This is a genomic window from Dyadobacter sp. 3J3 (assembly GCF_009801115.1).
Lineage (GTDB): Bacteria > Bacteroidota > Bacteroidia > Cytophagales > Spirosomataceae > Dyadobacter.
In genome coordinates this window covers 92533-108415 of record NZ_VTOL01000002.1, presented here as the reverse complement: position 1 = coordinate 108415, position 15883 = coordinate 92533, and the positions used below count along the sequence as shown (strand labels likewise).

General features: G+C 40.7%; 11 protein-coding genes. 1 reads left to right on the top strand and 10 read right to left on the bottom strand.

Annotation, left to right across the window (positions count from 1 at the left end; translation table 11 throughout):
- The first annotated feature begins 655 nt into the window (after positions 1-655).
- The gene (locus FZF08_RS04310) at positions 656-1099 is read left to right on the top strand and encodes a GNAT family N-acetyltransferase (protein ID WP_159467417.1); all 444 of its coding nucleotides are present in this window, start codon (positions 656-658) and stop codon (positions 1097-1099) included.
- Between the two features lie 33 nt (positions 1100-1132).
- On the opposite strand, the gene FZF08_RS04305 is transcribed toward FZF08_RS04310, so the two are convergent.
- From FZF08_RS04305 to FZF08_RS04260, 10 genes are all read right to left on the bottom strand, one after another.
- A complete protein-coding gene (locus tag FZF08_RS04305; RefSeq protein WP_159467416.1) occupies positions 1133-1288 on the bottom strand; it encodes a hypothetical protein in 156 nt (51 codons plus the stop codon).
- Positions 1289-1381: 93 nt separating this feature from the next.
- Positions 1382-1999: an RNA polymerase sigma factor gene (locus tag FZF08_RS04300; protein WP_159467415.1), complete on the bottom strand. Its 618-nt coding sequence runs from the start codon at positions 1997-1999 to the stop codon at positions 1382-1384.
- A gap of 369 nt (positions 2000-2368) precedes the next feature.
- The gene (locus tag FZF08_RS04295; protein ID WP_159467414.1) at positions 2369-3547 is read right to left on the bottom strand and encodes a serine hydrolase; all 1179 of its coding nucleotides are present in this window, start codon (positions 3545-3547) and stop codon (positions 2369-2371) included.
- A 27-nt stretch (positions 3548-3574) separates the two neighbouring features.
- Positions 3575-4666 (bottom strand): S9 family peptidase, encoded by a 1092-nt coding sequence (locus FZF08_RS04290; RefSeq protein WP_159467413.1) that lies wholly within the window; start codon positions 4664-4666, stop codon positions 3575-3577.
- A 5-nt stretch (positions 4667-4671) separates the two neighbouring features.
- Positions 4672-7410 carry a M14 metallopeptidase family protein gene (locus FZF08_RS04285; protein WP_159467412.1) on the bottom strand — a complete coding sequence of 913 codons (2739 nt, stop codon included), beginning with the start codon at positions 7408-7410 and terminating at the stop codon, positions 4672-4674.
- A gap of 139 nt (positions 7411-7549) precedes the next feature.
- Positions 7550-8866 carry a TldD/PmbA family protein gene (locus FZF08_RS04280; RefSeq protein ID WP_159467411.1) on the bottom strand — a complete coding sequence of 439 codons (1317 nt, stop codon included), beginning with the start codon at positions 8864-8866 and terminating at the stop codon, positions 7550-7552.
- Positions 8867-8966: 100 nt separating this feature from the next.
- Positions 8967-10604 carry a TldD/PmbA family protein gene (locus FZF08_RS04275; RefSeq protein ID WP_159467410.1) on the bottom strand — a complete coding sequence of 546 codons (1638 nt, stop codon included), beginning with the start codon at positions 10602-10604 and terminating at the stop codon, positions 8967-8969.
- A 285-nt stretch (positions 10605-10889) separates the two neighbouring features.
- Positions 10890-13076 (bottom strand): penicillin acylase family protein, encoded by a 2187-nt coding sequence (locus FZF08_RS04270; protein ID WP_159467409.1) that lies wholly within the window; start codon positions 13074-13076, stop codon positions 10890-10892.
- A gap of 162 nt (positions 13077-13238) precedes the next feature.
- Positions 13239-14534: a M20/M25/M40 family metallo-hydrolase gene (locus FZF08_RS04265; protein ID WP_159467408.1), complete on the bottom strand. Its 1296-nt coding sequence runs from the start codon at positions 14532-14534 to the stop codon at positions 13239-13241.
- Between the two features lie 40 nt (positions 14535-14574).
- Complete coding sequence (locus FZF08_RS04260; protein ID WP_159467407.1) at positions 14575-15870, bottom strand: M20/M25/M40 family metallo-hydrolase; 1296 nt, start codon at positions 15868-15870, stop codon at positions 14575-14577.
- Between the last annotated feature and the right edge of the window lie 13 nt (positions 15871-15883).

The window sequence follows — 15883 nt, the reverse complement described above, 5'->3', positions numbered from 1 at the left end:
CTGGCAATCAAAGTGGCTTTGCCGCTTTGAGGTGAGAAATATTTAGTAAAAGATCCTAGCACTTGCAAGGATCTTTTCTTGCTTTAAGAAATCGCTAAATTGAACTTTTTCTACAACAAAAATTTAAGTTGTAATATTATTAAGAACTTAATTTTGAATACCTTCTACAAGAATTTTGTTTTATAAAATATTAATTATAATTTTAAACCAGTTACCTAATAATGTAGAGTGCTGGGTTAAATAATTAGCAAAAGGGCCTTGGTTATACCGAGGCCTTTTTATTTTGTCCGATTCTTAAAATAAGGTTGGTTTATTAGATCAGAATATCTCATAAAAAAAACCACTCCAAATAGTAACATAACCACGTCTGAGGAGTTAAAATCTGATTAAATCGATACGGTGTAGATATTTAAATTTTCATCTGCGCGTTATTTATTAGATTTTGAAGATCAGTAAATATTTTGGGCAAAACTTTCTATTCAGATATTTTAGTATAAAAATAAATTGTAAAATTTTAGATTTTTTTTATAAATCCCGGTTGCGAGTAGTTAAAAACCTGCCTTTTTCGGCAGGTTTTTTTATGTTATTTATGATAAAAAAGGTTTTTTAGTTTTTTAGAAATATTTTGCACACGAATTAATTGACATTTGACTCCATGCTTATCCAACAGTGTACCAATCACCACCTTTCGCGACTTGCTGAAATCTTCAATGATTATCGTATTCATTTTGAACAGGAATCCGATTTGATTGGATGTACTGCTTTTTTGGAAGAGCGGCTATTAAAAAACCAGGCAGTAATATTTGTTGCTATTGATGAAGAAAGTAATGAGTTCATGGGTTTCACCTTGCTTTATCCGATGTTTTCATCGCTCAAAGCGAAATCTACCTGGACCTTGAATGATATGTTCATTTCTGAAAAATTCAGAAAATTTGGTGTTGCAAGCGGGTTACTGGAAAAGGTCAAGGAATTTGGAGAAGAAACGGATGCGCAATGGATTACGCTGAAAACGGGGGCCGAAAATGTAAAAGCGCAGGCACTTTATGAAAAATTCGGGTTTAAAAAAGATGAAGGACATTTTTATTATTACCTCCAATAAAAGGTCAGAATACTATTCGATTTCATCTGTTTCCTAGTCTGATGTTATTTGAGCGTCTACGATGCGGCTCAAAGTTTCATCCAGTTTTCCCTCTTTTAGTAATTGTAAAAATACTTCCAGTTCTGCCATTGTGGCATTATTGCTTAAATATCGGCTTACAAGTCTGTCCAGGAAAATTTGTTCTTCCATATTTATCTTTCTTGTAAGACAATAACCGGCATCTTGAGGGTACCCAGGCAATGAATTAAATCCAAAAAATCAAAATAAAGAATAATAATAATTTCAGGCAAACGTCAGCAAAAGATCCACCTCGGCAAAGTCATTAAAAGTGGACAGAAAAAAACCAAACGCAATGCCTAAATCTCTTTCCACAGCCAGGCGCATAATCTTCATTGACCTCACCATATGTTTCTTAATCAGACTTTTGGAAACACCCATATTTTCCGCAGCTTCATCATAAGACAATCCTTGCTGGCGACATAGCTGAAAAACTTTTTTACTCTGAGGTGTTAAGGTTGAAAGAATATTCTGAAGAAAACTCTGGTACTCATCCGACTGGACTTTATCTTCGATTCCATTGTGTGCGTCACTGTAATTTTGTATGAAACCTGATAATCTTTTTTCCTCCGAAGCAACTTTTTTAAGCACATTAAGGCTGTGATTTTTTCCTGCAACAAGAAGGTAATTTCTAAAAGAATGGACTTCTGTAAGATTTTGACGGTCTTCCCAGATTTTGATAAATACTTCCTGACAAGTATCATTTGTAAGATCAGAAGATTTCAGAATTTTATAAACCAGCCGGTAAAGATCAGGTTTAAAGCGGGCATAAATTTCGGAAAACGCTTTTTCGTCGCCCTCGGAAATTTGTTTAAGTATCGAAGATTCGTTTTGGAAATACATTAAGTTTAAAGGCTAAGGATTGCTAAAACAAATTTTTCGTTTTTGCTGCGAAACAATATTTTATAACTAAAAATAATAAAAATGCCAATTATTATTTTACAACAAAACAATTTTACCATTTTTGAATACTAATTACAAATATTATATAAAAGGTGCAGTATTATATTGTTTTGTTTATGGAAGCTATTTTTAACCTCTTTTAAACGCAATGTTTCGAGTCAAAACGGTTACAAAAAATCAAGCTAAATAATAGGAACAGTTATCGATTTTGCACAAAAACAAAAGTCAACCCGGTTGAGGTTGACTTCTTTATTATGAAAAATGAAATGTGAAGTAGAAAAAATGTAATTGGCAAACTGTTGAACCCATTTATTTCTTCTTATCAATTTTCACTTCTTCTTTCAAATACATCTGAGCTAACAACAATGCATACTCATCAATCTTAATACTGCCAATGTTGGCCTGGATCGCAACGACCAAACCTTCTGCGGGGTAATTCATAATAAAACACCGTGTTCCTTTAACAGTTCCACTATGTCCATACCAGTTTCTGCCAGTCTGATCTTTCCCAACAAACCAGATTAGTCCTTGCCAGGACGGAATAATACCCGAAGCTTTTGAAGGATGTATCGCCTTTTCATTTTTCTCAAAATAAGGCGTGTACATTTTAGCAAGCGTAGCGGGTTTTAACAAGATACCATCGTTAAGTGCAATTCCAAGTTTCACCATATCTTCGGAAGAAGCGATGATTCCTCCACCTGCATACTTGTAACTTGTATCCTCATAATCCGGGTTGACAATCAACCCGCTTTTATCACGGACATACCCTTTTCCCCGGTTAGGAATTACCCGTGAAGGAATGTCAAACCAGGTGGCAAGCATACCCGCCGGTTGCCAGATATTTCGTTTCATATATTCTTCGAAACTTATTCCAGATATTTTTTCAACGATTCCATGCATCAGGTTACTGGCATAAGAAGAATACGAAAAATACGCGCCAGGATTGAATAACAGTGAATCGTCGCGAAAGATGGCAGTCGCTTCCTGAAAATCATCATAATGACGCATATGTTTGAAACCAAAATTGTCATTGTCCTTGGCTGCATAATGCCTGATGCCGGAGGTATGGGTCAGGATATGTTTGATGGTGATCGGTTTCTGTTTTTTCGGGAAATAAGGGAGGTATTTCTGAATTTCATCATCCAGACTTAATAGTCCTTTTTCTTCTAATTGCATGATCGCGATGACCGCCACCGCCTTGGATACAGATCCGATATTATGAACGGTTTGTCCATTTTGAAAAACTTTATTGTCAAGATCCGCATAACCCACACCACCGGAAAATACCATTTTACCATTTATCGCAACCGAAGCCGAAACACCGGGCGCACCGCTTTCATCCGCAACGCGCTGCAAATAATTCAGGACATATTTATCGTTTAAGTTCTCATGTGAAAACCTTCCCGGCTGAGCATTGGTGCGCACAGGTGCTGTAAAAACGACGGCAGCAACGGCAGCACCAAAAATTATTCTTTTAAAATCAATCATAAACAACGGTAGTGAATTTGAAATAACTTAACCCTTTTTTGGAGGAAAATAACTTGACTGAATCAGTTCTTTCACATCCTTAAATTTCTTATTTGGTTTAAGATAGCCAGCAAGAAAATTGTAGACTTTAAACCGGATTTCCTTGGCACCATAGTTATCTATGCGATCAAAAGTATGTCCGCCGGGAATATCTTTATAAATCTCATACTCGAATTTTTTGCCTTCTGCTTTCAATGATTTTATCAAATGCTCTACTTCCAGTGAATTAACATCCTCATCATTTGTATTGGTATGAACCAAAAGCGGAGTTTTCAATTTTTCCGCATTCCAGGCCGGAGAACGTTTCCGATATTCCGCAACATTTTCATCAGCCGATTTCCCGATGTGATAATCAGCAGAATAGGCGTCACGATAACTTTGAGATTTGTAACCCATACGCGCTACCAAATCACTCACGGGAACCCCTGCGTAGGCAACGGCATAATCTTCCGGATGATCAAAAATATTCAAAAGCGTGATCATTCCGCCATGGCTCCACCCCAAAATTCCTACGCGGTTTTTTTCAAGAAAGTCATAGTTTTGGATCATATAATCACGGCTGCTTTTAACGTCCTCAACTTCCAGCCCGCCATAATCGATCTGACGGTAAAAACCGGCTCCATAACCGGTACTTCCACGATAATCGGCTGCCACAACAACATATTCTTGCGCGATAAGCTCGCGGATAATATGAGCATACGTTGAAGTAAAATTGCTATGCACGCCTCCGTGCGGAAGTACAAGCAAAGGGTATTTTTTATTTACATCAATTTTTGCTGGGATGAAAACATAAGCTGAAAAACGAACCGGATTTTTTGCACCCTGCCCAGTTAGATTTTTGATAACAGCTGGCGGCGGACCGGTAATAATTACTTTGTCAACAAAGGCAACATCGGAAAGTTTGTTTTGCCAATCCAGATCATCAATACCTTTGGTAACCTGGTCAAAATCATGCTGCATGGCTTCAATCTGCTTTGCCATCTTGCTAACCTGATCTTCCAAAGAAGCCTTTGATTTTTCCTGGGTAAAACCTGCATGACCTATGAAAAAGCCAAGCAGGATTAGAATATATTTTTTCATAATGCTTAATTGGGAGAAGAGTAAAGTTGGTTAAACAAGACCTTGAAAGTACCGTAAGACTGTGCACGAAAAGTAATTTCAGGGCCGAAAGCGATCAGTTTTCCTTTGCCAACATTCGCTTCAAATGCCGCCACGCCATCCTGTAAATACGCTTGTCCCCATGCCCATCCACTGCGTAAAGGTTTGTTGGAATCGAACCACATAAGAGGCTTGATCATACCTTTGGCAACTGCTTCGGATGATAGATTGAAAACCGGACTTGCGTCAAAATAAATATCACTTTTTGAGCCCATACCCCAGGTCGTTTTCTGTGTTGAATCAACAGCAACTTCCAAAACACTTCCCGGAATAAAATATTTATCGTTTGGCAAAGGCCGTTCAATACCTGCGGCAGTCATTTCCATAAGCGCGTTCCGCACAGGAAGTCCGATGTGATAAGCCAGACTTGTACTGGTACCAATTGTAAATACGGAACCACCTTCTTCCATGAATGTTTTCAATGCGGGAACGGATTTCGTTACGGTAAGACTACCCATCTGGCTATGAAATTCAGCCGGAACTTCCTCTTCTTTTGCTTCCTTGCGTACATATTCCTCAGCGCCTGGTCTTGCGTTTCCAACACCTGGAACTGCTCTTGTTACAAATAAAATCAGATCGTATTTTTTACGAAGATTCCCGGCATCAATGTCTTTGGCATAAACAAGCTGAATTGGAAAATGATATTGCTCCATAATCCAGCGAACCCAGCCAGATGGCATTGAACCACCGTAATTATCCCACAAAGCAATACGAGCTGGAACCACTTTTGTCAGATTAACTGGTCGTTTGCCAACAGTTTTAACAGAGGTTCCTAACTGAGCAGAAGATTTCTCCAACGCAGATTTTGCCTTGGCAGAAGCCGGAACAAAAAATGTTCCCTGATCTTTTCCGTTCGATATCCTGAAAACTTCCAGACCAGCCGCCAGCAAATCATTGACATAAATAAAGGAATTGTTAACCGCCGGGCTTAACTCATAACCAGCCACTGAACCGGAGGGAATAACCGTTTTCACCATCTGCAATTCTCCGTAAGGCAACGTTACAAACGGACCGGAAAAATCTGATAAAACTCTATCAAAACTTACACCCATTTGGTATGCCAATGTCCAGCCAGCTCCATCATAAGGACGGATCGGAGGACCGCCTGCATACTGGAAATCATTTGGATGATCCTGTGGCTCAAACATATCCAGGATATGCGGACGGAATGCCTGATTGGATTTTACGATGTAGGAACCTGCCGGATATTTTTTGCCTGCCACTACAAAATCACCCGACGCTTTTTGAACCTGGATTCCTGCTTTAATTAAAGCATTCAGGAAATTGACAGCCGTTGGAAAATCCTTTTGGCTGGCTGGAATAATATAACCCCGCGCATCACGAAGCGTAGAATCTTTCAGGATCAGATCGTAATAATTAATCTTGGGAGCCGGAGCGGCTGTACTTGCCGTCAATGCAGGTTTACCGGCTTTCATCGCCTCATTGATCGCATCAATTCTTTTTGGATAAGGCGTCCAGTAATCCATGTTTCCATGATCAATTGAATTTTTTCCCATATGATAAATATTGAAAAGCAAATCGTCATAATTACGTGCTGCATAATCAAGGACCGAGAAATTCAGGGAAAGTGAATAATCAATGGATTGTTTGAAATGCCAGGTTTGCGGCGTCACAGGGTTTGGTGTAGAACCATTCGGAATCAAACGATTAGGAACCAGCGGAATATCTTCAGGCGTTGGGCCACCGATGATTTCTGTCAATAAACCTACCATATTATGAAACTGCGTCGTAGTGCGCAAACCGCCATTGTACCAGGTTGAAAAAGTAGAACCGGTAAGGCGGGTGTAACCCGGTTTATTCTCGACATTCAGACGATTATACATGGCAGCTCCAAGGGCGTCAATTCCTGTAATCATCAAAGGATCAAATACATAATTAAAAGGATCGCGGTAAGGAGGTCCGGCCAAAACGGAGCCGGCCGGTCCGCGCTGGTGGTGATTGTACATCACCTGCGGCAGCCATTCAACAAAAAGCTGACGACCCATATTCTGGGATTCCTTCATCTGCATCATGTAAAAATCACGGTTATTGTCGTGACCGATATACTTTTGATACAATCTTGGAAGAAATTCCAGAGTCCGTTTTTTAGGATCTTTTTCACGCATATACCAGTTGCTTACCAATTCCTGGCCGTCCGGGTTTGCATGCGTCATCAGAATAATCACGTTATCCAGAATACGTTTTGTTTCCGCGTCTTTCCGGTTTGCCAGCTGATAAGCAGTTTCAATTAACTGGTGAATACCCACAACTTCCGTGGCATGCAAACCACCGTCAATCCAGACAACTGCCTTTCCCTCGGCGGCCAAAGTTTTTGCCTGTTCCGGTGTAAGACCATCGGCGCGGGCAAGTTTCTGAGAAATATCCTTATACTTGGCAAGGTTTTTCAAGTTCTCAGGCGACGAGATGATCAACATATACTGATTTCGTCCTTCTTCTGTCAAACCGATATTGGTAAGTTCAACACGATCGGAAGCGTCCGCCAGTTTTTTGAAGTAAGCTTCTGTTTGAGTGAAATTGGCAAGCTGGTAATCGTCCCCAATCTCAAAACCAAAATTGTCTTTTGGTGCAGGAACAGATTGGGCGAAAGAAGCGGAATAACCTGCTAAAATAATGAATAGGAATAGTAGAAAGTGTTTTTTTAACATAGCGGATTAATAAAAATTAGTTCTGGTCAGGTATTTAGTTAGTTTTTACATCGGCTTTCGGCGGTCGGCAGTCAGATCAAAAAATTATACGTTTCTGACCGTAAACTGAAAGCCGACTGCCGAAAACCGACAGCCGCAATTATACTGCGTCCGAAAGACTTGAAAATGTAAAATCACGGATTTTCAAAGGCGGAACCATATTTCCCCTCGTCCTGACAGCCTTACCCATCGCTTCAAGATTGTTCAGCATGATGATCGGACTTTCATTGAACCGGAAGTTTTTAACCGGATGTTTGATCTGTCCATTTTCAATATAAAAAGTACCATCGCGTGTAAGTCCTGTGTAGAGCAAAGTTTGTGGATCCAGCCAACGTGTGTACCAGAAACGAGTCACAAGAATTCCTTTTTCGGTATCTTTAATTAAATCTTCCACCGAAGCAGTGCCGCCTTCCATAATAAATCCATCGGGTTGCAAAATCGGCGCAACGCCTTTGCTTTGTGCCCAATATCGGGAATAAGACATGTTTTTAACGACGCCTTTATCAAACCAAACGACCTTTTCCAATGGTAGTCCTTCCGAAGAAAAAGGTTTGGCAGGAATATCCTTATCCGATGGATCTGAATATATCGTCACCCTTTCGTCAAGTAACTTCTCTCCTATTCTTGTTCCTCCGCCTTTTTTGCTCAGGAAACTTCTTCCTTCATCTGCCGTCCGGGCATCCATCGCACGAATCATAAATGAGATCAATTCACCCGCTGCCGTCGGTTCAAGAATTACCGTATATTTTCCAGGTTCAAAAGCCTTGGCACCTCTTGAAGAAATTGCTTTTTGCATAGCAACTTTAGTGGCAACTTTTGTATCCATTAAAGCACTGTCATTGAAATCACCAGAACCATATCCGGAACCTAAACCATCAGCAGTACGTACCGTAATGGAAAAGTCCACCGACGTACTTTTATTATATGCGAACAAACCTTTACTATTTCCAAGCGCCTCAAAACCAGCCGAATCTTCCAGATAACCAGCACCGGTCAGCTTATTTTCCCGAACCGGAATAATGCTGTCTTTGGCAAATTTGGCACGCTGCGCGGGATCTATTTTAGAAGTGGAATCCAGAAAACCTTTACTTTCAAGGTATTTTTGAGGGCCAGGCATCGGCAAATATTCAACATTCTCCGGCGCGAGTTTCGCTACTTCTTCCGATCTCCTAACCGCCTTTTCCAGTGAGGCATCATCGAATTCATTAACCGTCGAGGTGCCTTGTTTTTTACCAAATACCGAAGTAATGGACAAAGACAGATTATAAGTTTCCGCACTTGTTGATACCGAATTACGCGCAAAGCGAATATTCCCGGTACGTTTCCCTGTTAATTCAACACTCATTTCATCGGATTTGGAATACCCCAAAACCTTATCTATTATTTTTTTTGCTTCCTCTTTTGTTAAAATCTCCATGTCGGATAATCCATTAATGTTTTACAAAAAGCTCTTCTAAATCATCAATCAAAACACGCACTTGGCATCCTGACTAATCATCAAATCAAGAAAATCAAGATCATATTTTCCTCCCTGTATTGATCACATTCACGCCATTAAACCGCGAAGTCGAACATCCATGTGAAACGGCGCTCGACTGGCCAGGCTGCCCTTTTCCATCAAACAAAGTCCCGAACAATCTGTAATCATCCTTGTCACAAATCTTCGCACATGAATTCCAAAATTCCTGAGAGTTAGACTGATACGCTGCATTATCCAGCATCCCAATGATTTCACCATTTTTAATTTCGTAAAACAATTGTCCGCTAAACTGGAAGTTATACCGCTGCTGATCAATGGAAGATGAACCTCTTCCTAAAATATAAATGCCTTTTTCAGTATCTTTAATCATATCCGCCACGCCGTATTTTTCCTTTCCGGGCTGCAAGGAAACATTTGGCATACGCTGGAACTGAATTGAATCCCAACTATCGGCAAAACTGCAACCCTGCGATTCTTTCTCTCCAAGTAAATGAACCTGATCACGGGTTGCCTGATAGTTTACCAAAATACCGTCTTTGATCAGATTCCAGTTTTTACACGGAACACCTTCGTCATCATAACCAACAGCTGCCATACTATTCGGCTGGGTTTTATCCGCAACGAAATTGACGATCTTGCTACCGTATTCGAAGGTTTTAGATTCCCATTTTTCCATGGTAGCGAAACTGGTTCCGGCAAGGTTAGCTTCATAACCTAAAACTCTGTCAAGTTCCAATGGGTGTCCTACGGATTCATGAATTGTTAAACCAAGATTTGAAGGATCAAGAATCATATCATATTTCCCGGCAACAACTGTTTTTGCCGTCAGTTTTTCCTGTGCCTGATGTGCCGCCAGAATCGCATCCTCTACCATATCGTAAGAAAAACGGTAAACAGTAGGTTTGCCAAGAATTGACGTTTTTTCCGATGCAAGTCCGTCCAGATATTCGTAACCCATACCAATTGGTGCACTTAATGCATCACGGGTTTTAAATTTTCCAGCTTTTTTATCAACAGCAGTTACCGTGAAAGTCGGCCACATACGGTGCACATCCTGGTCGATATACGATCCGTCAGTTGAAGCAAAATATTTTTGTTCGTTGATAAAAAATAAATTCGAATTCACGAAAGTCGCTCCGTTTTTGATTGCTTCGCCGTTTACTTTCATCAGCAAATCAATCTTTTCTTTTACAGGAATTGCAAAAGCGTTCTTCGTGATCGGCGTTTTCCAGGTCTGAATTCCAACGCCTTTTTGTGTAGCGAGAATCACAGGTTCTTCCTGCATTTCGGAATTAGCTTTTGCAATGGCCACGGCCGTTGCCGCACATTTTGCAATGCTATCGACCGACAAATCGTTCGTAGCACAGAAACCCCAGGTTCCGTTAGCGATCACACGGATTCCCAAACCGTAAGATTCTGAATTGACGATATTTTCAACCCGCATTTCTTTGGTGAAAAAATATTGTCTTAAATACCTTCCAATTCTTACATCGGCATAGGTCGCGCCCTTACTTTTTGCAGCATTTAGTGCCGTATCTGCAAGTCGCTTTTTTGCCGTAGCATCCATCCCTGGCATCAGTAAATCTTCGGCCGAAATGATTTTGCCTTGTACCATTCCAGAGGAAAACAACGCGGCTCCCATTCCGGATAATTGGACAAACTTTCTTCTGTTCATAAGAAATCGTTTTACTAATGAGTTACTTGACTGTTACGAGTTTATTTGATTTTTGTGTATTGTTCTGCTTTTCGAATAGAGTGGTTTTGGTATTTATTCCAAGTTTTTGTTACCGGTCGGACGGCTGAAAAAGCCTTCCGACCGGTGGCTCATTCCTTCCGACAGCCTTTTCCGCAGTCGGACGAATAATGAAAGTCTGATTTATTAACCTACTTCAATATTCGTAAAAACTCATGTTTTATAAACCAGAAAATCCGTCTGCTTGTGACAGACGGATTTCTTTAATTATTCTCCGGGATGATACGTTTTCTCGGCATTTTTCAGGACATCTTTTTTGTAGAAAAATATATCCTTGTATTGATGATTGATATAACCATCGACCTGATCGGTAAAATGTGGTGATTTTGGATCTGAACTTGAACCGCCAGTTAAAATCGTTTTGGCTTTCAGCTCTTTTCCAAATTCTACAACGGCAACGAAGGTATTTCCGGTGATACCATAACGATTTTTAGATTGCGGACTTTTCTTACTGACAAATGCGTTCAGCGAACCGAGATAACCAGGGGTTGCAGGCAGAGACCAGCTCTTTTTACTATCACTTCCAAGCTCTCCTTCCGGATTTCTCTGATAGCGGTTAACCGTTCCCCAGGCCACTTTCCATGTGCCAAAATCCTTCGTCAGTTCTGCAACCACAGCCTTCAAAGCATCAGTCATCTGGCGTGCTGTAAGATTATCGGTCGATACTGCCGCACCATTTGTTACTGAATATCTTTCTTCATTCGTATAAGGTTTTTCCAATTTGGCTACGTCCATTTCGATCACTTTTTCAATCCACATCACAGCGAGTGTAGTTGCGATAGAACTTGTATCCGTTCTGAAATCCCATTTTTTTAATGCTTCAATTGGTCCGGCCAATTCTGGCATTGGTTTTTCTGAACTGGTATAAGAATAAATCAGGTTTGGAATGAAACGGGCTGCATTTGGCAAATATGTATCATGCGCTGCTGCAATGATATCATCCATTGTCGCGTCCTGAATTTTATCCAAAACACGAATGGCATCCATTGCCCGGGGCGTGTGTCCATCAGGGAACATATATTCAGGCTTTTTTGCCATCGTTGAATCATAACGACCTGTTGCATACAAAACGGTTGAATTACAATTTTGCAACCATCCATTTGCCGGGTTTTTGTAGTTAGGAATTTCATCCAGTGAATACGTTCCTTTCCATTCCGTCGCATCAGTGCTGCCATCCACCGGACGTTTCCAGTTTAGAGAAGGATCTTTTTTAGGGACAAAGTTTCCATGCCAGTAAGCGATATTTCCGTCTCTATCTGCATACATTACGTTGCTTCCGGTCATCACACGTTTGTCCATAGAAAGTTTGAACTGATCGAAATTTTTCGCTTTCATTTTTTCCCAATGCATGGCAAGCAAATCAATACTTCCGTCAACGGTTTTAAGAGACACCCATTTTTTGTTCAAAATAGAAACCACCGGACCGTGATGCGTACGGTATACCGTGAATTTTTTCGATAGTATTTCATTGCCCATTTTATAAGGAACTGTGATTTCCGTACTATCAACCGCCTTCATTTCGCCGTTGTATTTATAATAGTATTTCCCATCTTTCTGCTCCACCATTTCAGCATAAAGATCTTTCCCGTCAGATAAAGAAACCGGGTGCATCCAGCCAAGATATTCATTGAAACCCTGAAAAAGACTGAACTGGCCAATGAAGGGTGCTCCATAAGAATTGAGGCCTTCTTCACTTGTAACCTGAATTTCAATTCGACCATAAAATTCAGAATGCGGATTGATCAAAATCATCGCATTTTTACTTTTTGTGCGGGAAGGAGCTATCGCCCAACCATTTGATCCGGCCGGTTCACGGAAATTGTCTGCTTCAAAAGTTGGAACGTATGATGTAAATCTCTGCGCTTTTTTGGAATATAATGCAGCAAAACCTGCTTCATCAATATTACTTCCACCAAGTGCAGGAACATTATTCATCAATGACATCCACGGTTCCATGCGCTTGATCAACTTCGTTTTTTGCTCAGGATGTTTGATCAGATAAAGATTAACTCCACCCGCAAATCCGTCACATAGCTTTTGAAGCCATTTTGGCGATTCTTTATAAAGTGCTTTGGCACGGGTGGAATCCGTATACATTCTTGCCCAAAGATCTTTATAAATCGCTCCTTCGCCCTCAACTTCTGCCTGGCGCCCCAAACGGCTGATAAGCGAGGATTCCAGTTTATCGAAAAACTCCTCACATTGGACATAGGCCATTCCAAAAACAGCTTGTTCGTCTGTTTTTGTATACACGTGAGGAACGCCGTATTTGTCTTTGACAATCGTAATTTGTTGTCCTTCTTTTTTCAAAACCTTGATTTCTTTTGGAGAGAAGGTTTGGGCTGAGACGTTGATGGATAAGGCCAGAAAGGCAAAAATTGCTATTTTTTTCATTTTAAAAAGTGGGTTAGTTTCCGGGTAATGGAAATTATTGCGGTGCGCTGCACCTTTTTGGCACGTTAGGTATTTCGTTTTTCTACAAGTATTATGGTGCTCTGCACCAGAGCCATGTTTGGGAATTCCGTTTTTTATACAAATATTATGGTGCTCTGCACCTTACTTAGTCAACCTTAGCATTAAAATCGCAGTACGTTTTACAATTGCTTCAATCGAATTAAGATTAACATATTCGCCTGGCGCATGAGCGCCGCCGCCCTGAACACCTAGCCCGTCCAAACCATCAACATACTGAGCTACGAATGAAATATCGCCTGCCCCTCTTTTTCCAGGATCAAAAGCTTTCACTTCTCCTTGTCCCAAATCCAGACTCACTTTATTCAAAACACTAAGCACGCCCATATTTCCTTCTGTTGGAGGCATTGCAGGATAACCGTCTTTGAAAGTGATTTCTGCATTTGTAAGTGGCAGGCTTTTACCCACAATGGCTTTCATTTTCGTGCGGGCATTTTGCAATTGTTCATTGGTAAGAAAACGAAGATCACCGTTTACGACCGTTGTATTAGCAATCAAATTGGTCTTCCCCGAAGCTTTTCCTTCGATTGAAGTTGCTGTCATATCCGTTGCAGTTCCGCCCATAATCAATCCCGGACTGTATGTTAGATTTGGCTCTTGCAATTCTGTATAGAAAGAATTCAAAATTCGGGCTGTTTCGTAAATCGCGCCTGCACCTGCGTTCGCAGAAAATATTCCTGATGAATGTGATTGCTTTCCTGAAACTTTCAACGACCAGCCGCTGGCACCACGACGCGCAACAGTTGCGTAATTGAAACCTGTGCCGTTTTCAAAACCCAAAGCAATATCACTTCTTTTTGCAATGTCAATAATGTCTTTACGACTAATCTCAATCGGTGCTCCCGCACTTTCCTCATCACCGTGGATGATCACTACAATTTGTCTGTCTTTTAGCAAATTGGCTTCTTTCATGGCCATTAAGGCATAAATCATTACCATATTTCCACCCTTCATATCGCATGAACCCGGACCTACGGCGATTGTATCTTTTTGCTCCCATTTCTGGAAAGGACTGTCTGCCTCAAAAACGGTATCCATGTGGCCGATCAGCAGCAATTTCTTACCTTTTGTGCCTTTTATTTCAGCAATCAAGTGTCCACCACGATTCATCGATTCAGGCATATCTACCCAAGTCGTTGCAAAACCGATATCTTCAAGCAATTTTTTATATAGAGCACCGACCTTTTTAACCCCGGCAGGATTCTGCGAGCCGCTGTTAATGTTGACGGTTTCTTCCAAAAATTTAACAGATTCCTTGTGATTCTTTTCAACATTTTTTGTGATCAGAACCTCTTCTTTGGATAATTTCTGAGCAAAAGATACGGATTGAAGCGAGCCTAGTAATCCAAGGAAACTGGCTGTGTAAATTTTATAATTCATAATGGAGTGATTTTGGCAAATAAATAATTTAGGAATTTAATCAATTCGTTGAAAGGCGGTGCATAAAAACAGCCATACGTTTAATAATTCCCTCTACATAATTCAGATTTATATATTCATCGGGTGCGTGAGCGTTTCCGCCAACTGTTCCAAGTCCGTCAATTACGTCAATATATTGGGCGATTTGTGTCATATCTCCTCCGCCTCGTAAAGCAGGGTCGAAGGCTGTAACTTTCCCCTGACCCAAATCCTGACTAGCCTGACTAAGAATTCCAAGTAATTTTTCGTTTCCCGGCGTCGGAGGCATAGCTCCCGAACCACCAGTGAAAGTGATTTCAGCTTCGGTATGTGGGAAACCTTCTTTCACAATAGCCTGCATTTTCGCACGGGCATTTTCCATTTGTTCAATCGAAATATAACGAAGATCACCTTTGACTATACTCGTGGTGGCTACAATATTGGATTTACCAAAAGCAGTTCCTCTAAGTCCGGTAGAATCAATATTCGATTCGGCTCCGGCAACCATGATACCCGGACTGAATGTCAAAAATTTTTCCTGTAATTCGTCTTTGAAGCGGCTCAGTATTCTTGCGGTTTCATAAATAGCGCCCGGACCCGCTTTTTCCGAAAATATTTGTCCCGAGTGAGATTGTTTTGCGGTAACTTTCAAAGTCCAGCCACTGCCTCCGCGCCTTGCAATGGAAGCCGAATTGAATTCTTTGCCCGATTCAAAACAAAGTGCATAATCGCTTCTCCTGGCAGCGTCGACAAGATCTTTTCTGCTTATTTCAATTGGAGAACCGGCGCTTTCTTCGTCTCCGTGTATTACAATTACAATTTGTCTGTCTTTTAACTGACCCGTTTCGTGCATTGCTTTGAGTGCATAAAGCATGATCATAATGCCACCTTTGGTATCATTGGCACCAGGACCAGTCGCAATCGAATCTTTTACAGACCATTTTTGAAACGGGCTATTCAAATCAAAAACCGTATCCATATGAGAATTTAGTAAAATTTTCTTGCCTTTGGTTCCCTTGATCTCAGCAACCAAATGCCCGCCCCTTTTCATGGAGGCGGGCATATTGACCCAGGTCGTGGTGAAACCCATAGTATCAAGCATTTTCCGGTAGATCGCCCCGACCGTTTTCACACCTTCGGTATTGTTTGTACCACTATTAATATTCACGGTTTTTTCAAGAAATTTTACTGCATCCTCATGATTTTTCTCCACGTTTTTTACAATTGCAATTTCCTGTTTGGTCAATTTTTGCGCAGAGCTTATTTCCGGCACACCCAGGACTGATGCGATGAGAAGAAAAACTATTTTTGAATTCATGGGATAAAATAAA